Raw genomic sequence first — 19,052 nt, 5'->3', positions numbered from 1 at the left:
GGCTTGCTTCGGCTTATTCTTTGGCGGGCTCGGCGCTGGGCTCGCCGCCCTCTTCGTCGTCCTCAACCACTTCGCCCTCCTGGGCCAGGCCCGGGTTGGCCTTCAGCTCGGCCTTGCGCCGGGCTTTTTCATCCGCTTTTTTCTTCTTTTCCAGCTCGCGCTGACGTTTTTCGTACTGGAAGTTTGTCTTCGCCATTTGCTACCTCTTCTCTATCCGGTTGATTACCTGCTCACATTATGACGCAGATACGGCCGATGCAAGTTTTTCAGCCTCGGGGATGATGTTGCGCATGCAGATGCTTCAGGCGTTCCCGTGCGACATGGGTATAGATTTGCGTGGTGGAGATGTCCGAATGACCAAGCAATAACTGCACCACGCGCAAGTCGGCGCCATGGTTGAGCAAATGCGTGGCGAAAGCATGCCGCAAGGTGTGCGGCGACAGCGGCGCCGTGATGCCCGCCTTCAACGCATGTTTTTTTATTACGACCCAGAACATCTGCCGCGTCATCGGGCCGCCGCGTCCGGTGACGAACAGCGCGTCGTCGACCTGGCCGTTCAGGATCAAGCCGCGCGCGTCTTTCACGTAGCGCTCGATCCAGACCCGGGCCTGCTGGCCGAACGGCACCAGCCGCGTTTTGGCGCCCTTGCCGGTGATGCGCAGCACGCCGTCGTTCAGGCTCAGCTCCAGCATCTTGAGGTCCACCAGCTCAGACACGCGCAGGCCGCTGGCGTACATCAGCTCCAGCATGGTGCGCTCGCGCAGGCCCAGCGGCGTGTTGACGTTGGGCGCCGCCAGCAGCGCCTCAACTTGAATTTCGCTCAACGTGTGGACGAAGCGGTGCGGCTGCTTGGCCGATACCAGTTTCAGGCTGGGATCGTCCGTGATGCGGCGCTGGCGCAGCAGCAACTGGTAGAAGCGCTTGATCACCGACAAGCGCCGGTTGGACGAGGTGGCCTTGCCGCTGTCCTCGTGGCGCGCGGCGATATAGCCCTGGATATCGTGCGTGGCCACGGCCGCCAGCCCGGCCACGTTCGGCCGCTGCGACTCCAGCCAGCGGGCGAACAGGCGCATGTCGCGCCGGTAGGCCTCCAGCGTGTTTTTCGACAGGCCGTCCTCCAGCCACAGGCTGTCGCAGAACTCGTCGATCAGAGCAGTGTTGTCTGTTGCCATGCGTACTCGCTCGAACCTTCGTGGGCCAGCAACCAGCGCTTGATGCCCAGCAGGTAGCCATTGGGATCGTCGCTGTTGGCAAAGCCGCCCAGGCCGGCGGCGGAGGTGACGCGGTGGCACGGCACCACGACAGGAAACCAGTTGGCGCCGCAGGCCTGCCCCACCGCGCGCGGCGCCGAACCGATGTGCCTGGCCAGCTCGCCGTAGGTGCGCACGCTGCCGCGCGGGATGGAGCTGATGGCGCCCCACACCATCTTCTGGAAGTCGGTGCCGGCCTGCTTGAGCGGCAGGTCGAAGCGGTAATCGGCATCGTCGCAGTACGCTTGCAGCTGGGCAACAGCCATCGCCGCCGTCGCGTCCCCGGCGGCCTTTGCATCAAAATGGGGCGGCAGGTAACACAGCTCAGTGATCAGACCACTTGCGGTGCGCACTCCAATTTTCCCGAATGGCAATTCCACGATGGCAGAAAAAAATTCACGCTGCTGTTGTATATTCGTCACAGTTGATGCACCAAAAAAGGTCTTCATTGATCTCGGCCGTTTTTCGCAACGCACCATCATGTTGCGTGCCCGCGACAACCTTTTGTTGTGGAAGTCGCGAAAGTGGTCCGGCGGCGGCGCCAAGGTTTTCGCGCCACGCCCGCATTGTAAAACGCCGGGCGAAAAAAAACGCACCTGACGGTGCGTTTTTAAACCTGCTTCACGTTCCCGGTCGTTTGCGTGTCCCCGTAGCGCGCTTGTGGCGGCCTGCAGCGACTATCACAACGACATTCTGTAAAACGTGTGTCTCCTCGATCGATTGCCGGTATTAAGTACCGTTTCTATCACACTCCCCACCTACAATTCCTTGCTCTTGCTACCGAACCAAATTTGCTTATTCGGGAACCCCTGAGAGCGACGCCATCATAACGCATCTTTTTCGGTTTTTCCCGTTTTTTTCAGGTTGCAGCGCAGCGTTACTTTAAGAGTAAATTAAATTTGGGAGCCACAAAGAAATTTGTGGTACATATGTGACCAAGATCAAGAAGCCCAGCATTGTCAGCAACCATGGCCACACGGCAACGGTCAATTCTGTTATGCCCATCTTGGTGATGCCCGAGGCCACGTACAGGTTCAGGCCGACCGGCGGATGGCACATCCCCACTTCCATGTTGACCACGATCAAGATCCCGAAGTGCACCGGATCGATGCCCAGCTTCATCGCCACCGGGAACAGGATGGGCGCCATGATCAGCACGATCGACGACGGCTCCATCACATTACCGGCCAACAGCAGCAGGATGTTGGTCACCAGCAGGAAGGTGATCACGCCCAGGCCCTGGCCGGTGATCCATTCCGCCATCGCCTGCGGGATGTTTTCGCTGGTCATCAGGAACGAGAACAGGATGGCGTTGGTGATGATGTAGAGCAGCATCGCCGACATCGCCGCCGAATCCAGCAGCACCTTGCCCACCTGCGAGATCTTCAAATCCTTGTAGACGAACACGGCGATGATGAACGCGTACACCGCCGCCATCGCCGCCGCCTCGGTCGGCGTGAACGTGCCGGTATAAATCCCGCCCATGACGATGACAATCAGCAGCAGGCCCCAGGCGCTCTTGCGGAAGGTCGACCAGCGCTCGCCCCAGCCGGCCTTGGGCATGCGCGGATAGCCGTGCTTGCGCGCCAGATACCAGGTGGTCAGGCCGAGGAAGAACGCCAGCATGATGCCAGGCACCACACCGGCCATGAACAGTTTGCCGACCGAGGTGTTGGTGGTGACCGAATACATCACCATCACGATCGACGGCGGGATCAGGATGCCCAGCGCGCCGGAGGTGGTGATGACGCCGGCGCCGAACGCTTTCGGATAGCCCTGGCGCACCATCGCCGGCAGGATGATCGAGCCGATCGCCACCACGGTGGCGGGCGACGAACCGGACACGGCCGCGAACAGCGCGCAGGCCAGCACGCCGGCCAGGGCCAGGCCGCCATGCCAGTGGCCGACCATCGAGCTGGCGAAGTTGATCATGCGCCGCGCGACACCGCCATGGGTGAGGAAGTTGCCCGCCAAAATAAAGAACGGGATGGCCATGATCTCGAATTTCTCGATGCCGGTGAACAGCTTGAGGGCCACCGTGTCGATCGGCACCTCGGTCATGGTGAACAGGAAGGTCAGCACCGTCAGGCCGAGCGAGATGGAGATCGGCATGCCGGTCAACATCAGCGCCAGCAGCAGCACGAAGATAATCATGGCGTTCATGCGTTCGCTCCTTTTTCAGCCTTCAATTCGTCTTCCAGTCCCTCGACGTGCGAGTGGTCGTGCTTGGGCAGTTCGCCGGTCTTGACGAAGGCCACCAGCACCTGCAGGAAGCGGAAGCACATCAGGTAGGAACCGAGCGGCACGGCCAGGTAGACGATCCACATCGGCAGCTCCAGATCGGCCGAGGTCTGGTCGGTCTGCGCCATGTGATGGACGAAGTTGGCGCCCAGGGTGCCGATGATGCCGGTGAACAGCGCGCCGGCCAGCAGGCCGAAGACGATGAATTTATTGCGCCACGGGGTGCTCATGCGGTTGATGATGACGTCGACGCCGACGTGGATGCCGGTGCGCACGCCGTAGGCCGCGCCGAACTTGGCCATCCAGACGAACATATAGATGCAGGCTTCCTGCGCCCAGCTGGTATTGAGTTGAATCAGGTAGTCCTGCAGGCCGGGAATCGGCAGCCCGGACAGGTAGCGATGGACGACCGATACGAAGATCAGAACGGTCGCCGCGCCCATGAGGGTCGCGATGATCCATTCTTCGAGTTTATCGAGGAATTTCATGGAGGGATCCTTCAGTGAGGAATTGTGGACGGGGCGGCGAGCGCCGCCCCGCCGGGCGAGCTTTATTTTGCCGCTTCTTTGTTGATGGCCGAGATCAGGTCTTTACCGATTCGGCTTTCCATCGATTGCTGTACCGGCAGCAGGGCCTTGCGCCACTCCGCCTGTTCTTTCACGCTCAGGGTGTAGATCTCGGTCTTGCCGGTCTTCTTGATCGCCTCGAGCGCCAGATCGTTGTCGCGCTGGGCGATGGCCTTCTCGAACGTGGTCGCTTCCTTCATCGCCTTGTCGAGCGCGGTGCGGATGTCCGGCGGCAGGCCGTCCCAGAACTTCTTGTTGACGATGACGGCGTAGCCCAGGTAGCCGTGGTTGGACACGGTCACGTACTTCTGCACTTCATGCATCTTCTGGGTGTACATGTTCGACGGCGGATTCTCGGTGCCGTCGACCACGCCGGTCTGCAGCGCCTGATACACTTCCGAGAACGCCAGCACCTGCGGGTTGGCGCCCAGCGCGCGCATCTGCGCGTCCAGCACTTTGGACGACTGGATGCGCAGCTTCAGGCCTTTGAAGTCGGCCGGCACGCGCAGCGGCTTGTTGGCCGACATGACCTTGAAGCCGTTGTCCCAGAACGCCAGGCCGGTGATGCCCTTCGGCTCCAGCTTCTTCATCAGGCCCTTGCCGATTTCGCCTTCGGTGACGTTGTACAGCGCGGTCTTGGACGGGAAGATGAACGGCAGGTCGAAGGCTTCGAATTCCTTCACGCCCAGCGGGCCGAACTTGGCCAGCGACGGCGCCAGCATCTGCACGGCGCCCAGCTGCAGCGCTTCGAGTTCCTCTTTATCCTTGTAAAGTTGGCTGTTCGGATAGACCTCGACCTTGACGCGGCCGTTGGTGGCCTTCTCGGCCAATTGCTTGAAGCGCTCGGCCGCCTGCCCCTTCGGAGTGTCGGTCGCCACCACGTGGCTGAATTTAATGACGACGGGAGCTTGCGCGTAGGCGTTAAAGCTCAATGCTGCGCTCAGCACGAGCAGTGCGTGTTTCAGTTTCATGAAGTCTCCAGGGGGTGTGAAAGTACACTATTATTGTAGTTTGATAGATTCTTCAGGACAACGCCGCATTATTCAATTGTGGAAAACCACAATGACCCTTTTCCGCCAACGCTATACCCTGAGCGCCCATGACAAACCCGCATTCCCAGCCGCTTGCAGCCCGACGTCCCGGCGCCAACTCGACGCTGCGCTGGCTGCTGCCGATCGTGCTGGTGTTGTTTTTTCTGGCGATTTTAATCTGGCTGCCGTGGCAGGCGCGCCAGATGGAGAGCAACGAGCGCCAGGAACAGCTGATCGCCGACACGCTGTGGGTTGAGCAAACGATACGTTTTCAATTGGGCAGGGACGAGGAAAGCCTGGCCGCGCTGGCGCAGGAGATCGGCATCGGGCGCCTGACGCCGGAACAGGGCCACGACCGTCTGGGCCGGATACTCAAGAACGGCAAGGAGCTGCTGCGGGTGGTCTGGCTGCGGCCGGACGGATCGCTGGTGGCGACCAGCGACCCGCAAGCGGCCCCGGTGGTGCTGACGGCCGCCTCGCGCGCGACCATGGAGCTGACCCGCAAGACCCGCAACGCCATGTACACGCAGCCCGAAGTGCAGGAGGCCAACCCCGCCGCCGCCCCGTCCGAAGTGCTGATGGATTACCACGTGCCGCTGTTCAGCGGCGCCAACTACCTCGGCGACCTGGTCGCCACCTATAAAACCAGCGCGCTGCTCGACGAAATGGTGCCGTGGTGGTTCGCGCAGGACAACCAGGTCACGCTGGTCGACCGCGACGACAAGGTGCTGGCGCGGCGCGCGGCGGCCGGTCCGGGCCATGGCGTCTATACCCACAAGCGCGCGCTCGACCTGCCCGGGGCCTCGGTGCGGCTGGTGACGGACAGCGTCAAGAGCGCGCCCAAGCTGCTGCCCAATTTGCTGGTCGGCTCGGTCATCGTGCTGTCGCTGGGATTGTTATGGAGCCTGGTGGCGCTGTGGGGCCACATCTCGCGGCGCCTGGCCGCCGAGGGCGCGTTGCGCCAGCAGATGTCGTTCCGCACCGCGATGGAGAACTCGCTGGTGACCGGCTTGCGCGCGCGCGACCTCGAAGGCCGCATCACCTACGTCAATCCGGCGTTCTGCCAGATCGTCGGCTACCCGGCCGAGGACATCGTCGGCCGCCTGCCGCCGATGCCCTACTGGGCGCCGGAGGCGATGGAGGAATACCAGACCCGCTTCGCCTCGGTCCTGGCGGGCAAGGTCACGCCGCAGTTCGAAACCTTCTTCCTGCGCCCCGACGGCCAGCGCGTGCCGGTGCTGGTGTTCGAGGCGCCGCTGGTGGACAACCACGGCAAGCAGACCGGCTGGATGGGCTCCATCCTCGACATCTCCGACCGCAAGCGCGTGGAGGAACTGAACCGCCAGCAGGAGGAGAAGCTGCAGGCCAGCGCGCGCCTGGCGACGATGGGCGAAATCGCCTCGATGCTGGCGCATGAACTGAACCAGCCGCTGGCCGCCATCTCCAGCTACACCACCGGCGCGCTCAATGTGCTGGGACGGGCGCAGGACAAGGGCGGCACGGTCGACGCCGGGCTGCTCAAACCGGCGTTGGAGCAGGCCAGCGCGCAGGCGCAGCGGGCCGGCCAGATCATCCGCAGCGTGCACGAATTCGTCAAGAAGCGCGAGCCGCTGCGCCAGTCGGTCGGCATCCAGTCGCTGCTCGACGGCATCCAGGCGCTGATCGAGCTGCAGGCGCGCCAAAGCTACGTCTCCTACCAGACCAACATCCCCGAGGATCTGCCGGCGGTGCTGGCCGACCGCGTGATGATCGAGCAAGTGCTGCTGAACCTGACCCGCAACGCCATCGAGGCGATGCAGCACATTCCGCCGCAGCGGCGCATGCTCAACGTGGTGGCGGAGTATGATGCGGCCACGGCGCAGGTGAGCGTGGCGGTGATCGACCAGGGGCACGGCATTCCGGACGAGGTGGCCCAGCGCCTGTTCTCGCCCTTTTTCTCGACCAAGGCCGAGGGGATGGGCATGGGATTGAACATCTGCCGGACTGCGATAGAATTCCACGGGGGCTCGCTCACTTACAGCCCCAATCCGCAAGGCGGAACCATATTTACGTTCGTGCTGCCGGCGGTGACGGTGGCCACGGAACAGGAGACCTGAGAAATGCTGCACATCGTCGATGACGAAGCGGTCGTACGCGACTCGCTGACCTGGCTGGCCACTTCGCGCGGGATAGCGTCGCGCGCCTACGAGGGCGCGCTGCAGTTCCTGCAGCAGGTGGAGATGGGCGAATTCGACGCCGACGGCGACTGCGTGCTGCTCGACGTGCGCATGCCGGACATGAACGGCGTGGCGGTGTTCGACCAGCTGGCCGCGCGCGGACTGACGCAGCGCATGCCGGTGATTTTCCTGACGGGCCACGGCGACGTGCCGATGGCGGTCGACACCCTGAAGCGCGGCGCCTTCGATTTCTTCGAGAAGCCGTTCAACGACAACCAGTTGATGGACCGGGTGCAGGAAGGGCTGGCCGGTTCGCGCAAGGCCGGCGAGATGGCGGCCGTGCACGCGCGCCTGGCCACCTTGTCGGTGAGGGAGCGCGAAGTGCTGGACCTGATCCTGGCGGGAAAAATGAACAAGGTGGTGGCCGACCAGCTGGGCATCAGCATGCGCACGGTGGAGGTTCACCGCGCGCACATCTTCGACAAGATGCAGGTTAAAACAGCGGTCGAGCTGGCGGGCTTGCTGAAATAAAACCGCATCAACTTGCTTGATTTCCCTCATCTCGCCGCCTAACATGGGATGACATGATCGTCCGATGATCACATGGGACGAAAATAAACGGCCAGAAAACTTACGGAAACACGACATCGATTTTGCCGATCTGGAAGCCATTTTTGACTATCCAATGCTGTCCAAGGAGGACAGCGACGCGGGTCACCATGAAATACGATTAAAAAGCCTGGGCCTGTTTCGCGGGGACGTTGTCGTCATGATCTGGACACCACGTGCCGACAACGCGCGCATCATTTCTTGCAGATACGGTGACGAACATGAAATGCAAAAGTACTTTAGAGCCCTATTTCGCCCAAGAACAAATTGACGCGGCAATTGCCAGGGCCCCCAATTGGGTTGACGACCCGGATTCGCCTTACGATCCAAACGATGCAGCAGCGGTAGAGGCCTACTGGTCAAAGGCCAAGATCACGCTGCCAGGCGAACACCCGTTCCAAAAAATTCCCAAGAAAACGGGCACCTGACGCGCATCACCCCTTCTGCGTGGCGATCCACTCGTCCACCACCTTCTCCAGCACCGACAACGGCACATCGCCCGTCTGCAGCACCGTGTTGTGGAAAGCCTTGATCGAGAACTTGTCGCCCAACGCCCGCTCCGCCTTCGCGCGCAGATCGAGGATGCGGATCATGCCGATCTTGTACGCGCACGCCTGCCCCGGCATCACCACATAGCGCTCCACTTCCGACGCCGGAATGCCGTAGTCGATGCCCTGCTGGCGCGTCCACTTCATCGCGTGCAGGCCGGTATCGACCACCAGCCGCTTGGCGCGGAACAGCTCCGCGTCGAGCTGCCCCAAACGTCCAACGGTATCGCCGTCATACCACTTGTTTTCCGACGCCAGCTGCTCCGCATACAGCGCCCAGCCCTCGACATACGCCGATCCCGAACCGAACACGCGATCGCGGCGATAACGTGGCAAGCCCATATTCTCCTGCTGCAGCGCGATCTGGAAGTGGTGACCCGGCACCGCCTCGTGATACACCAAGGTGCGCATGCCGACGATGCGGAAATCCGGTCCCGGCATCGGCGCCCAGAAAACGCCCGGCAGCGTGCCATCCTTGGCCGGCGCCGAGTAATGCGCGGCCGCCGTTTTCTCCGTGAACGCCGGCTCGCGCTTGACCACCACCGGCGCCTTCGGCGTCACATCGAACAAATCTTTCGCGCGCGCTTCGGCGTCGCGCATCAGCGCGTCGTAGCGCGCCAGCATCGCCGGACGCGGGTCGGCCTCCTTCGGCTGCGAATCGGCCTCCAGCTTGACCATGCGCTCCTTGATGCCGCCATCCTTGTAACCCAACGACGCCAGCAAACCATCCATCTCCTTCTCGATGCGCGCCACTTCCTTCAGACCGATGTCGTGGATCTGCTGCGGCGTGTAGTCGGTGGTGGTCATGCGGCGCAGCGCGAGCGCGTAGGCCTTGTCGCCGTTCGGCAAGCGCCACAGGCCGGCGTCGTCGGTGGTGCGCGGCAGCTGTTCCCGCAGCAGCGTGCGGGTGCGCTCGAACGCCGGCAGGATGGCCTGCTTGACGGTCGCCGTGGCCTCCGCGGTGAACTTGGCCTGCCGCTCCGGCGAGACATCTTTCAACGCCGCCATGCGCTGAACCAGCGAGGCGACCAGCACGTTCTTCTCCGCGCCGCCATCGAGGAAGCGGTCCAGCTGCCCGATCGACGATTGCGTGATAAAGGTCGGCATCAGGAAGCCACGGCCGGCGGCGCCCTGCGCCCGCGCGATGCCGGTGTCGATCTTGCCGGCGACGGACTTCAAGCGCGCCAGATAGTTTTCGACGTCGCGCTCGTTGCGGATCGGATGCTGCTGCGACAGGAAGTTCACGATCTGCACATGCAGGCCGGTGAACTGGTTGAACACGAACTGGTGATCCTCGAATTCCACCGCGTCGACCACGCCCTGCAGGTTCCAGGCGATGGCGGCGGCGCTGGCGCGCTGCTGCGGCGTCAACGCCTTCTGGTCGATCGCCGCCAGCTGCTTCAGCGAGGCCTTGGCCTTGGCCACCTGGTCTTTGCGGTATGCCGGCGTGTTGGGCGTCAGCGCGCGGTCCAGCACGTCCTGCTCCTTGCCGCTGAAGTACTGCTTCTGCGTGGCCTGTTCCGGGTCGCTGCGCACCTTGGCGTCGGCGACCTTGTCGGCCCATGCGTCGAAGCTGACCGCCTGCGCGGCGAGGGAGAAGGAGGCGCCGGCGAGCAGCGCTATGAACCTGGTTGAAGTTTGCATGGGCATCGGCCTATTAAAGGAGAATAACCGCACGAGTGTAGCCCAATCGGGCCGGCCGGACCAGTGCTCAGGCTTGGGTTGCGAAGCCTTCGGTGTGACAGGCCAAAGCCCATTCGACATGCTCGCGCACCAGCGCAGACGGGTGCTGCAGGCGCGCCGTGAGCGCGCCGACGATCTCCACGTCGCCCCTGGCGCCGGCCGCCGCCGCGTTGCCCAGGCCTACCGCCAGATTACGCAGCCAGCGCTCATGGCCGATGCGGCGTATCGGGCTGCCCTCCATCTTGCGGTTGAAGTCCTCCTCGCTCCAGCCGAACAACTCGACCATGGAGGCGCTGCCCAGTCCATGGCGAACGTCGAAATCGGACAGCACCGCGCGCTGCGCGAACTTGTTCCACGGGCAGGCGGTCTGGCAGTCGTCGCAGCCGTACACCCGGTTGCCGATCAACGGCCGCAGTTCGAGCGGGATCGCGCTTTTCAGTTCGATGGTCAGGTAGGACACGCAGCGCCGGGCGTCGAGCCGGCCCGGCCCCAGGATCGCCTGCGTCGGGCAGATGTCGATGCACGCCGAACACTGGCCGCAGTGGGCGCCGGTCGGCGCATCGACCGGCAGCGGCAAGTCGACCAGGAACTCGCCCATGAAGAACATCGAGCCGGCGGTGCGGCTCAACAGCAAGGTATGCTTGCCGCGCCAGCCCAGGCCCGCCTTCTCTGCCAGCGGCAGCTCCATCAGCGGCGCCGAATCGGTGAACACGCGGTAGCCGAAGTCGCCGATTTCCGCCTTGACCTTGTCGGCCAGCTGCTGCAGGCGCGCGCGCAGCACCTTGTGATAGTCCCTGCCGCGCGCGTAGACCGAGATGACGGCGGCGCCGGGATCGCCCAGCCGGCGCCGTTCGCGCTCGCGCCAATCATCCCCTTCCGGGGCCGCCTCCAGGCCGGTTTCCGCCTCCCTCGGCAGATAGTTCATGCGCGCGCTGATCACGCGCACCGTACCGGGCACCAGTTCGGCGGGGCGGGCGCGCAGCATGCCGTGGGCGGCCATGTAGTCCATTTCACCATGCATGCCGGCGTCCAGCCACGCCCGCAGTCCCGCCTCGGCATGACTGAGGTCGATGTCGGTGATGCGGATTTCGGCGAAGCCCAGCTCCACACCCCAGCGCTTGATGCTGAGGGCGAGTTCGGCTAAATTGGATTCTGGCAAGGACATCAGTGGTTTGAGAGGGACGCGGGCGGTTACAATGGCTAGCGATTCAACCAACATGACATTCTATTCGATGCAGCACTTCACAGCCCATCTCCACGACGAAGCCGCGACCGCCGCCCTGGGCTCGGCCCTGGCGCGCGCGCTGGCGCCGGGACTGACGATCTACCTGCACGGCGACCTGGGGGCAGGCAAGACCGCCCTCACCCGCGCCCTGCTGCACGCGGCGGGCCACGCCGGCACCGTCAAAAGCCCGACCTACACCTTGTCGGAACCATATCGAATTGAACTGGGCGGCCGCGCCGTGGGCGTCATCCATTTCGACCTTTACCGCATGGGCAGCCCCGAGGAATTCCTCGACGCCGGCTTCCGTGAAGACTTCAACGGGGACAACATCTGCATCGTCGAATGGCCCGAAAAGGCCGACCGCGTGCTGCCGCCGCCCGATATCGACCTGTATCTGACCGTGGCCGGCAACGGCCGTGATGTAGAATTGCAGGCGTCCACCGCCCTGGGTAACTCATGCCTTCAAAGACTCAAATTCGCTCCCAACATGTGAGCGCGGGGTCCACTCCCGCCGTCTCGCGGCGCACCGTCCTGAAGGCCGGCGCCACCCTGATGCTGTCCGTGACCTCGCTCGCCGCGCCGCTGCGCGCCAGCGCCGCGCAGATCCTGGCCGTGCGCGTGTGGCCGGCCGACGACTACACCCGCGTCACGCTGGAAAACGACGCCGTCCTCAAGGCCACCCATTTCATCGTCAAGGACCCGGAACGCATGGTGGTCGACATTGAAGGCCTGGAGCTCAATCCGACGCTCAAAAGCCTGGTCGCCAAGATCCAGTCCAACGACCCGTACATCAAGCAGGTGCGCGTGGGCCAGAACCGGCCCAACGTGGTGCGCCTGGTGTTCGACCTGAAGGAAGAGGTGCGGCCGCAGGTCTTCACCCTGCCGCCGGCCGGTAATTACAAGGACCGGCTGATCTTCGACCTGTATCCGGTCAAGGAAGTCGACCCGATCGCCGCGATGATCGAAAAGGGCAACTGGTCAAGCGACGGCAAACCGCCGCCGGAATCGTCGTCGGCGGCCACGGGCAGCACGCCGAAAGGCGACATGCCGCCGCTCAAACCGGGCGAGGCGGAGATGGCCGCCAACGCCCCGACACCGCGCGAGCAGCTCGAAGCGCTGAAACCGGACATGAAGGCCGAGCCGCGCGACGAACTGCGCAACCAGGTCAAGACCGCCGAGGCCCAGGCCAAGGCCGCAGACAAGGCCGACAAAGCGGACAAGAACAACGTGGTGCGGATGATCACCATCGCCCTCGACCCCGGGCATGGCGGCGAAGACCCCGGCGCCTCCGGCAAGAACGGCAGCAAGGAAAAAGACATCGTGCTGGCCATCGCCAAGCGTCTCAAGGCCAAGCTGGAGGAAGCGCCCAACATGCGCGTGATGCTGACGCGCGATGGCGACTACTTCGTCCCGCTCGGAAAACGCGTGGAGAAAGCGCGCAAGGTGCAGGCCGACCTGTTCGTGTCGATCCACGCGGACGCCTTCGTGCAGCCGTCCGCGCGCGGCTCGTCGGTGTTCGTGCTGTCGGAAAAAGGCGCCAGCTCGACCGCCGCGCGCTGGCTGGCGGACAAGGAGAACCAGGCCGACACCATCGGCGGCGTCAACGTCAAGAACCACGACCGCCAACTGGCCAGCGTGCTGTTCGACCTGTCCACCACGGCGCAGATCAACGACAGCCTGAAGCTGGGCAAATCGGTGCTGGGCGAGATCGGCGGCATCAACCGCCTGCACAAAGGCTCGGTCGAGCAGGCCGGCTTCGCGGTGCTCAAGGCGCCCGACATCCCGTCCATCCTGATCGAGACGGCCTTCATCTCCAATCCCGAGGAAGAGGCCAAGCTGCTCGACGACGGCTACCAGAACCAGATGGCCAACGCCATCGTCAAAGGCATACGGCGCTATTTCGCCAAGAATCCGCCGCTGGCGAAGAACCGGCTGACCTGAACCATCCCAAACACATCAACCAAACGGAAGAACCATGGCTGTAGTTACGATGACAGAATTCGGCGCGCTGCCCGCCGTGCGACTCACCGCCGCCGATGGCGCGCAAGCGACGGTGTCGCTGTTCGGCGCCCATCTGCTGTCCTGGAAAACCGGCGACGGCAAGGAGCGCCTGTTCGTCAGTGCGCAAACGCCGCTCGACGGCAGCAAGGCGATACGCGGCGGCGTGCCGGTCATCTTCCCGCAGTTTAATGTGCGCGGCCCGGGCCTGCGCCACGGCTTCGCCCGCGTCAGCACCTGGCGCCTGACCGACAGTGGCGGCGACGGCGGCCACTCCTTCCTGGAGTTCAGCCTCGATCAGGACGATCTGGAAGCGGAACACGCGCAAGCGTGGCCGCACGCCTTCGAGCTGACCTTGCGCTTCACCCTGCACGGCGACGCGCTCGACGCCGGGTTCACGGTCCGCAACAGCGGTACGCAGGCCTTCCCGTTCGGCGTGGCGCTGCACACCTATTACGACGTCGGCCACCTGAGCGCCACCAGCATCAGCGGCCTGCAGCACCAGCGGTACACCGACCACCATCTGAACACGGCCACGCAGGAGCATCCGGCGCTGCACTTCACCGAGAAGCACGACCGCCTGTACCAATCGACGCCGTCGCTCACGCTGAACACGGCCAACGCCACGCTGCGGCTGGACCAGCAGGGTTTCAGCGAATGGGTGGTGTGGAATCCGGGTCAGGCCGATGCGGCCGCGCTGGTCGACCTGGCCGACGACGAGTACCTGCGCTTCGTCTGCATCGAGCCGGCGCGCGTGGACCAGCGGCCGCTGGAAGCCGGCGCCGCCTGGACCGGCAAGCACCGCATCTGCGCCGACTGAATCAGTTCGATTCCTTGATGATGCGGCCGGAGCCCGGCTGGATCGGCCGCGAATTCAAGGGATAGAGGCGGCTGAACAGCGCCAGCTGGGCCGGCGAGGCCTGAACCGGCTCCTTCATCACCAGCCACAGCACGCCCTCCTGGCAGGGCGGCGTCGTCATCGATCCCATGAAGGTGAAGTAGTCGCGCCGCGCCGGCAGCAGCTCCATCGGGTCGAGCACCACCGCCGGCGCCAAGGTCTCCAGCTTTTCCAGCGGCAGGTTGTTCCACACCGTCTGGATCACCGGCTGCGGCTTGCCGCGCTCCAGCAGCAGCGCCAGCATGGCGATGCGGCCCTCCCCGTCCTTGTGCACCAGGTGCACCACCATCTCGTAGCCCCTGCCGTTGATGCGTTCCTCCGACGGCCGGTGGAAATGGAACTGGATCAGTTCATACATGCGGTTCTGCACCGTGAGGAAATTGCCGCCGCCGACCATCACCTGCACCGTGTGGCCGTTGTCGGTCACGTTGAAGGTGGACGGGTGGTAGTCGAAAGTGATCTGTTCCAGCTCGACCTTCATGCCGTCGCGGATATCGATCGGCGACTGGCGGTTGCCGCTGCCGCATTTGGCCCACGCGGGATTGATCTTGCCCCAGTTGGCGGGACCGGTCTCGCCCTCGTAGGACCAGGTGTTGCTGAAGAATTTGGGCGCCGGCGGCGGCGCGGCGGCGGCCACGGCGGCCGCCTTCTTGGCCTTGGCCGCGGCGGCGGCCCGGGCCTGCTGGTTGGCGCGCATGATGGCCAGGCGGGCGGCGATCTTGGCCGACAGTTCGGCCTCCGCGTCGGCCTCGGTCGGCTTGCGGGCCGGCGACGATGCGCTGGACGCGCTGGAGGCGCCAGCGGCGGCCGACGCACCGACGGCACCGGCCGCGCCGGCGCGCACGCCCCCCACACCGGCGATCGGGGATTTCGCCGAAGGCGAAATGAGCGGATCGGTTGCGGCGCCGGCGCTCGTGACGACGCAGCAGCAGGCAATCAGGGTGAGCAGGGCGGGCACGGTACGCATGAGTTTCCAGAATAAAAGACTTACATACTGGTTTACGGATGCATTTGGGCAAAACTTGAGATGTGCCGCGTTGGCAGGGAGAATTATTTCTGAGGGATTTCTACAGCGGCACACCGCGCGGAGCGCGCGGCGTGCCTGACACAGGGAAGGATCGAGGCGGGATGCGGCTTAGCGGCCCAGCACGCGGCGGCCCAGTTTCCAGGCGCCACCCAGCAACATCGGCACCACGGCCACGCCGACGCCGACCATGACGATTTCGGTCAGATGGTCGCGCACCAACGGGATGTTGCCGAAGAAATAGCCGGCGGTGGTCAACAGCACCACCCACAGCACCGCGCCGGTGATGTTGTACAGCTGGAAGCGCGTATGCGTCATGTCGGACACGCCGGCCACGAACGGCGCGAAGGTGCGCACCACGGGAACGAAACGCGCCAGCACGATGGTCTTGCCGCCGTGCTTTTCAAAGAACTCGTGCGTCTTGTGCAAGGCGTCCTTGTTCAGCCAGCGGTAGTCGTGGGTGAAGACCTTCTGGCCGATGGCCTCGCCGATCCAGTAATTGAGCGTGTTGCCGGTGACCGCCGCCGTAATCAACAGGAACATCAGCAGGGGAAGATTCATCTCGCCCACCGCGCACAGCGCGCCGGCGATGAACAACAGCGTGTCACCTGGGAAGAAAAACAGCACCACCAGCCCGGTTTCGCAAAAAATGATGGCGAACAGCACGGCGTAAACCAGGGTGCCGTATTGTTGAATGATCACTTCCAATGTTTTGTCGACATGAAGGATCATGTCAAAGAATTGCATAAAATCCATATTCTTCCCATAAAGTGTGCGCCGGAATCATACACCACCAATGCCGCGAAAGGTCGAAGTTTCCAGACCCTCTTAACCAGTTTACAATCGTCCGCGTGCCCGCAGCAAGCGGATACGTCCAACCAAGGAGATTCTGGATGTCCCCGACCCGTTTTCTACGTACTTGTACTTATGCGCTCCCCCTCGCCGCGTTCACCGTGCTGACGGCCACGGCCGCCGACCTGCCGGCCAGGCCGAGCGCCGGCGATCTGGTCAAACAGTCCAAACCGGCCGACTGGCGGCCGCTGGACCCGAACAACACCCTGTACATGGAACTGCCGTCGGGGCGCGTCGTGATCGAGCTGGCGCCCGACTTCGCGCCCCGCAGCATCGCCAACCTCAAGACCCTGGTCGGCGAAAAGTACTTCGACGGCCTGGCCGTGCTGCGCTCGCAGGACAACTACGTGGCGCAGTGGGGCGATCCGGACGCCGAAACAAAACCCAAGCCGCTCGGCACCGCCAAAGCCAAGGTGACGGCCGAATTCACCGTCCCCATGTCCAACGATAAGCATTTTGTGCGCCAGATGGACTTCGACGGCTACGCGCCGCAGATCGGCCACTCCAACGGCTTCCCGGTCGGACGCGATCCGAAGACCAAAACCACCTGGCTGGCCCACTGCTACGGCATGGTCGGCATCGGCCGCGACAACGACACCGACAGCGGCAACGGCGCCGAGCTGTACGCCGTCAACGGCCACGCGCCGCGCCACCTGGACCGCAACGTGACGGTCATCGGACGGGTGGTGTCGGGCATGGCGCTGCTGGCGACGCAGCCGCGCGGCGGCGAGGCGATGGGCTTCTATGGTGCGAACGAGGCCAGGACGCCGATCAAATCGGTGCGTCTGGCGGCCGACGTGCCGGAGGCCGAGCGCAGCAACCTGGAGGTGATGCGCAGCGAGGCGCCGATTTACAAGCAAGTGATCGAGGCCCAGCGCAATCGCGGCGGGCCATGGAACAAGTTCTCGCCCAACTACGTGGAGCTGTGCAACGCGCCGATACCGGTGCGCGAGCGCCCGGCGTTATAATCCCTCGGATGAACGCGCCAGACACCCAAACCCTCTCCCCCGCAGCCCCCCGCCCGATCCAGGCCCTGCCCGACCAGCTGATTTCGCAGATCGCCGCCGGCGAGGTGGTCGAGCGGCCGTCCGCCGTCGTCAAGGAGCTGCTGGAAAACGCCCTCGACGCCGGCGCCACGCAGATCACCGTGCGGCTGGAGGAAGGCGGCGTCAAACGCATCGCCATCACCGACAACGGCCGCGGCATCCCGCCCGAGCAGATGCCGCTGGCGCTGGCCCGGCACGCGACCTCGAAGATCGCGTCCCTGAACGACCTGGAAAACGTCGGCACGCTCGGCTTCCGAGGCGAGGCGCTGGCGTCGATCGCCTCGGTGGCCGCCATCACCCTGACCTCGCGCACCGCCGACGCCGCGCACGCGTGGGAAATCGTCGGCTCGCACAACGGCACCGTGTCGCCGTCGTCCGGCGCCCTGGGCACCACCATCGACGTGCAGGACCTGTACTTCAACACGCCGGCGCGCCGCAAGTTCCTCAAGTCCGAACAGACCGAATTCGGCCACTGCGCCGAAGTCGTGCGCCGCATCGCGCTGGCGCGGCCCGACGTCTCGTTCTCGCTCAGTCACAACGGCCGCACCATCGACCACTGGAACGTCAGCGAGATGGCCAAGCGCAGCGCCCACATCCTCGGCGACGGCTTCGCCGAGGCGCGCCTGCCGATCGACGAAAGGGCTGGCGCGCTGCGCCTGCACGGCTACGCCGGCCTGCCGACCGCCTCCAAGGCGCGCGCCGACGGCCAGTTCTTCTATGTGAACGGACGCTTCGTGCGCGACAAGGTGCTGGTGCACGCGGTCAAAGCCGCCTACCAGGACGTGCTGCACGGCGACCGCTTCCCCTCGTATGTGCTGGCGCTCGAACTCGATCCGGCGCTGGTCGACGTCAACGTCCACCCGTCGAAGATCGAAGTGCGCTTCCGCGACAGCCGCGCGGTCCACCAATTCGTCTTCCACGCGGTGCAGCGCGCGCTGGCGGCGACATCGGCCACGTCGCACGGCAGCGTGCCATCGCCGCTGCCGGCGGCCGAAAGCCTGGGCAGTGCGACCTGGCGCGGCGAACAAACCTCGTTCGGCCCGCTGCTGGCGCCCGACTACTCCCCTACCTTCTCGCCGTCGCCGTTCGGGTCGCGCAATGGCGACACCGGCGGCATAGGCGGTTCCGGCTCCGGCGGTTTCAGCGCCGGCGGCGGCTTCGGCGCGCCGCGCTTTGGCGGCAACGAGGGCGGCGTCGCCCAGAGCACAGAGAGGTACGGCGCGCTGTTCGGCGGCGCCGGCCGCATCGACGGCTACCGCGCCGAAGCGGATATGGCGCTGCCGCAGGCCAGCCCGTTCACGGTGTCCGCCGCCGCCATGGCGCAGGAGGAGTTCCCGCTCGGCTTCGCGCTGGCGCAGCTGCACGGCATCTACATCCTGGCGCAGAACACCAAGGGCCTGGTGCTGGTCGACATGCACGCCGCGCACGAACGCATCCTGTACGAACAGTTGAAGAACGCGCTGGAGAGCCGCGTCGCCGGCGAGGAGATGCAGGTGCAGCCGCTGCTGATCCCCGTCACCTTCTACGCCGACGCGGTGGAAGTGGGCACCGCGCAGGAACACCAGGAGACCTTGAAGGCGCTGGGCTTCGACATCGCCGCGCTGTCGCCGACCACCCTGGCGGTGCGCTCCGTGCCGGTGCTGCTGAAAAACGCCGACGCCCAGACGCTGGCGCGCGACGTGCTGCGCGACGTGCGCGAATTCGGCGGCTCGCGCGTGCTGATCGAGCGCCAGAACGAACTGCTCGGCACCCTCGCCTGCCACACGGCGGTGCGCGCCAACCGCATCCTGTCGACCCAGGAAATGAACGCCCTGCTGCGCCAGATGGAAACGACGGAGCGCGCCGACCAGTGCAACCATGGCCGCCCGACCTGGGTGCAGGTGGAAATCGGCGCGCTCGACAAGCTCTTCCTGCGCGGCCAATAA

General features: G+C 64.4%; 20 protein-coding genes. 10 read left to right on the top strand and 10 right to left on the bottom strand.

Annotated elements, in window-relative coordinates; genetic code table 11:
• Positions 1-13: 13 nt before the first annotated feature.
• From MRBLMU1_RS05600 to MRBLMU1_RS05590, 3 genes are all read right to left on the bottom strand, one after another.
• On the bottom strand, positions 14-196 hold the full coding sequence (locus tag MRBLMU1_RS05600; RefSeq protein ID WP_315213841.1) for a hypothetical protein: 183 nt from the start codon (positions 194-196) through the stop codon (positions 14-16).
• A 70-nt stretch (positions 197-266) separates the two neighbouring features.
• Entirely contained in the window at positions 267-1,172 is a 906-nt protein-coding gene (gene xerD, locus MRBLMU1_RS05595) for a site-specific tyrosine recombinase XerD (RefSeq protein WP_363498246.1), read from the bottom strand.
• Positions 1,148-1,699 carry a methylated-DNA--[protein]-cysteine S-methyltransferase gene (locus MRBLMU1_RS05590; protein ID WP_363498243.1) on the bottom strand — a complete coding sequence of 184 codons (552 nt, stop codon included), beginning with the start codon at positions 1,697-1,699 and terminating at the stop codon, positions 1,148-1,150. Before MRBLMU1_RS05590 ends, xerD begins: the two co-directional genes overlap by 25 nt.
• Here MRBLMU1_RS05590 and MRBLMU1_RS05585 point away from each other — a divergent pair.
• Entirely contained in the window at positions 1,632-1,850 is a 219-nt protein-coding gene (locus tag MRBLMU1_RS05585; protein ID WP_363498407.1) for a hypothetical protein, read from the top strand. The genes MRBLMU1_RS05590 and MRBLMU1_RS05585 overlap by 68 nt on opposite strands.
• Positions 1,851-2,132: 282 nt before the next feature.
• Here the strand turns inward: MRBLMU1_RS05585 and MRBLMU1_RS05580 are convergent, their stop codons facing one another.
• From MRBLMU1_RS05580 to MRBLMU1_RS05570, 3 genes are all read right to left on the bottom strand, one after another.
• The gene (locus MRBLMU1_RS05580; RefSeq protein WP_363498240.1) at positions 2,133-3,413 is read right to left on the bottom strand and encodes a TRAP transporter large permease; all 1,281 of its coding nucleotides are present in this window, start codon (positions 3,411-3,413) and stop codon (positions 2,133-2,135) included.
• On the bottom strand, positions 3,410-3,979 hold the full coding sequence (locus MRBLMU1_RS05575) for a TRAP transporter small permease (protein WP_363498237.1): 570 nt from the start codon (positions 3,977-3,979) through the stop codon (positions 3,410-3,412). Before MRBLMU1_RS05575 ends, MRBLMU1_RS05580 begins: the two co-directional genes overlap by 4 nt.
• A gap of 62 nt (positions 3,980-4,041) precedes the next feature.
• Positions 4,042-5,028: a TRAP transporter substrate-binding protein gene (locus tag MRBLMU1_RS05570; RefSeq protein ID WP_363498234.1), complete on the bottom strand. Its 987-nt coding sequence runs from the start codon at positions 5,026-5,028 to the stop codon at positions 4,042-4,044.
• Positions 5,029-5,156: 128 nt separating this feature from the next.
• Between MRBLMU1_RS05570 and MRBLMU1_RS05565 the strand changes: the two genes are divergently transcribed.
• The 4 genes from MRBLMU1_RS05565 (at position 5,157) to MRBLMU1_RS05550 (ending at position 8,281) form a co-directional block, all read left to right on the top strand.
• Positions 5,157-7,184 (top strand): sensor histidine kinase, encoded by a 2,028-nt coding sequence (locus tag MRBLMU1_RS05565; protein ID WP_363498231.1) that lies wholly within the window; start codon positions 5,157-5,159, stop codon positions 7,182-7,184.
• A 3-nt stretch (positions 7,185-7,187) separates the two neighbouring features.
• The gene (locus MRBLMU1_RS05560) at positions 7,188-7,775 is read left to right on the top strand and encodes a response regulator transcription factor (RefSeq protein WP_363498228.1); all 588 of its coding nucleotides are present in this window, start codon (positions 7,188-7,190) and stop codon (positions 7,773-7,775) included.
• Positions 7,776-7,839: 64 nt separating this feature from the next.
• Positions 7,840-8,124: a BrnT family toxin gene (locus tag MRBLMU1_RS05555; RefSeq protein WP_363498225.1), complete on the top strand. Its 285-nt coding sequence runs from the start codon at positions 7,840-7,842 to the stop codon at positions 8,122-8,124.
• A complete protein-coding gene (locus MRBLMU1_RS05550; protein WP_363498404.1) occupies positions 8,030-8,281 on the top strand; it encodes a hypothetical protein in 252 nt (83 codons plus the stop codon). Before MRBLMU1_RS05555 ends, MRBLMU1_RS05550 begins: the two co-directional genes overlap by 95 nt.
• A 6-nt stretch (positions 8,282-8,287) precedes the next feature.
• On the opposite strand, the gene MRBLMU1_RS05545 is transcribed toward MRBLMU1_RS05550, so the two are convergent.
• Both MRBLMU1_RS05545 and queG read right to left on the bottom strand, forming a co-directional pair.
• Positions 8,288-10,045 carry a DUF885 domain-containing protein gene (locus tag MRBLMU1_RS05545; RefSeq protein WP_363498222.1) on the bottom strand — a complete coding sequence of 586 codons (1,758 nt, stop codon included), beginning with the start codon at positions 10,043-10,045 and terminating at the stop codon, positions 8,288-8,290.
• 67 nt (positions 10,046-10,112) lie between these two features.
• The gene (gene queG / locus MRBLMU1_RS05540; protein WP_363498219.1) at positions 10,113-11,249 is read right to left on the bottom strand and encodes a tRNA epoxyqueuosine(34) reductase QueG; all 1,137 of its coding nucleotides are present in this window, start codon (positions 11,247-11,249) and stop codon (positions 10,113-10,115) included.
• A gap of 67 nt (positions 11,250-11,316) precedes the next feature.
• Here queG and tsaE point away from each other — a divergent pair, with 67 nt between their 5' ends.
• The 3 genes from tsaE to MRBLMU1_RS05525 are packed head-to-tail and all read left to right on the top strand — an operon-like array spanning position 11,317 to position 14,127.
• On the top strand, positions 11,317-11,802 hold the full coding sequence (tsaE, locus tag MRBLMU1_RS05535; RefSeq protein ID WP_363498401.1) for a tRNA (adenosine(37)-N6)-threonylcarbamoyltransferase complex ATPase subunit type 1 TsaE: 486 nt from the start codon (positions 11,317-11,319) through the stop codon (positions 11,800-11,802).
• Entirely contained in the window at positions 11,766-13,250 is a 1,485-nt protein-coding gene (locus MRBLMU1_RS05530) for an N-acetylmuramoyl-L-alanine amidase (RefSeq protein ID WP_363498216.1), read from the top strand. The genes tsaE and MRBLMU1_RS05530 overlap by 37 nt, the downstream gene beginning before the upstream one ends.
• Before the next feature lie 34 nt (positions 13,251-13,284).
• Positions 13,285-14,127, top strand: coding sequence for a D-hexose-6-phosphate mutarotase (locus MRBLMU1_RS05525; RefSeq protein WP_363498213.1), 843 nt, complete (start codon positions 13,285-13,287; stop codon positions 14,125-14,127).
• Position 14,128: 1 nt separating this feature from the next.
• On the opposite strand, the gene MRBLMU1_RS05520 is transcribed toward MRBLMU1_RS05525, so the two are convergent.
• Positions 14,129-15,172, bottom strand: coding sequence for a carbonic anhydrase (locus MRBLMU1_RS05520; protein ID WP_363498210.1), 1,044 nt, complete (start codon positions 15,170-15,172; stop codon positions 14,129-14,131).
• A 168-nt stretch (positions 15,173-15,340) separates the two neighbouring features.
• Positions 15,341-15,985 (bottom strand): VTT domain-containing protein, encoded by a 645-nt coding sequence (locus MRBLMU1_RS05515; RefSeq protein ID WP_363498207.1) that lies wholly within the window; start codon positions 15,983-15,985, stop codon positions 15,341-15,343.
• Positions 15,986-16,122: 137 nt separating this feature from the next.
• Here MRBLMU1_RS05515 and MRBLMU1_RS05510 point away from each other — a divergent pair, with 137 nt between their 5' ends.
• Both MRBLMU1_RS05510 and mutL read left to right on the top strand, forming a co-directional pair.
• A complete protein-coding gene (locus MRBLMU1_RS05510) occupies positions 16,123-17,049 on the top strand; it encodes a peptidylprolyl isomerase (protein ID WP_363498204.1) in 927 nt (308 codons plus the stop codon).
• Between the two features lie 8 nt (positions 17,050-17,057).
• The gene (gene mutL / locus MRBLMU1_RS05505; protein ID WP_363498201.1) at positions 17,058-19,052 is read left to right on the top strand and encodes a DNA mismatch repair endonuclease MutL; all 1,995 of its coding nucleotides are present in this window, start codon (positions 17,058-17,060) and stop codon (positions 19,050-19,052) included.

Origin of the sequence: Burkholderia sp. LMU1-1-1.1 (assembly GCF_040675865.1) — a bacterium.
Classification (GTDB): domain Bacteria; phylum Pseudomonadota; class Gammaproteobacteria; order Burkholderiales; family Burkholderiaceae_D; genus Rugamonas.
This window is presented reverse-complemented; position numbering and strand designations above follow the sequence as displayed.

Coding starts and splice junctions, on each gene's coding strand:
- MRBLMU1_RS05600 (WP_315213841.1), bottom strand. CDS start 196: ATGGCGAAGACAAACTTCCAGTACGAAAAACGTCAGCGCGAGCTGGAA.
- xerD (WP_363498246.1), bottom strand. CDS start 1,172: ATGGCAACAGACAACACTGCTCTGATCGACGAGTTCTGCGACAGCCTG.
- MRBLMU1_RS05585 (WP_363498407.1), top strand. CDS start 1,632: ATGGCAGAAAAAAATTCACGCTGCTGTTGTATATTCGTCACAGTTGAT.
- MRBLMU1_RS05590 (WP_363498243.1), bottom strand. CDS start 1,699: ATGAAGACCTTTTTTGGTGCATCAACTGTGACGAATATACAACAGCAG.
- MRBLMU1_RS05580 (WP_363498240.1), bottom strand. CDS start 3,413: ATGAACGCCATGATTATCTTCGTGCTGCTGCTGGCGCTGATGTTGACC.
- MRBLMU1_RS05575 (WP_363498237.1), bottom strand. CDS start 3,979: ATGAAATTCCTCGATAAACTCGAAGAATGGATCATCGCGACCCTCATG.
- MRBLMU1_RS05570 (WP_363498234.1), bottom strand. CDS start 5,028: ATGAAACTGAAACACGCACTGCTCGTGCTGAGCGCAGCATTGAGCTTT.
- MRBLMU1_RS05565 (WP_363498231.1), top strand. CDS start 5,157: ATGACAAACCCGCATTCCCAGCCGCTTGCAGCCCGACGTCCCGGCGCC.
- MRBLMU1_RS05560 (WP_363498228.1), top strand. CDS start 7,188: ATGCTGCACATCGTCGATGACGAAGCGGTCGTACGCGACTCGCTGACC.
- MRBLMU1_RS05555 (WP_363498225.1), top strand. CDS start 7,840: ATGATCACATGGGACGAAAATAAACGGCCAGAAAACTTACGGAAACAC.
- MRBLMU1_RS05545 (WP_363498222.1), bottom strand. CDS start 10,045: ATGCAAACTTCAACCAGGTTCATAGCGCTGCTCGCCGGCGCCTCCTTC.
- queG (WP_363498219.1), bottom strand. CDS start 11,249: ATGTCCTTGCCAGAATCCAATTTAGCCGAACTCGCCCTCAGCATCAAG.
- tsaE (WP_363498401.1), top strand. CDS start 11,317: ATGCAGCACTTCACAGCCCATCTCCACGACGAAGCCGCGACCGCCGCC.
- MRBLMU1_RS05530 (WP_363498216.1), top strand. CDS start 11,766: ATGCCTTCAAAGACTCAAATTCGCTCCCAACATGTGAGCGCGGGGTCC.
- MRBLMU1_RS05525 (WP_363498213.1), top strand. CDS start 13,285: ATGGCTGTAGTTACGATGACAGAATTCGGCGCGCTGCCCGCCGTGCGA.
- MRBLMU1_RS05520 (WP_363498210.1), bottom strand. CDS start 15,172: ATGCGTACCGTGCCCGCCCTGCTCACCCTGATTGCCTGCTGCTGCGTC.
- MRBLMU1_RS05515 (WP_363498207.1), bottom strand. CDS start 15,985: ATGGATTTTATGCAATTCTTTGACATGATCCTTCATGTCGACAAAACA.
- MRBLMU1_RS05510 (WP_363498204.1), top strand. CDS start 16,123: ATGTCCCCGACCCGTTTTCTACGTACTTGTACTTATGCGCTCCCCCTC.
- mutL (WP_363498201.1), top strand. CDS start 17,058: ATGAACGCGCCAGACACCCAAACCCTCTCCCCCGCAGCCCCCCGCCCG.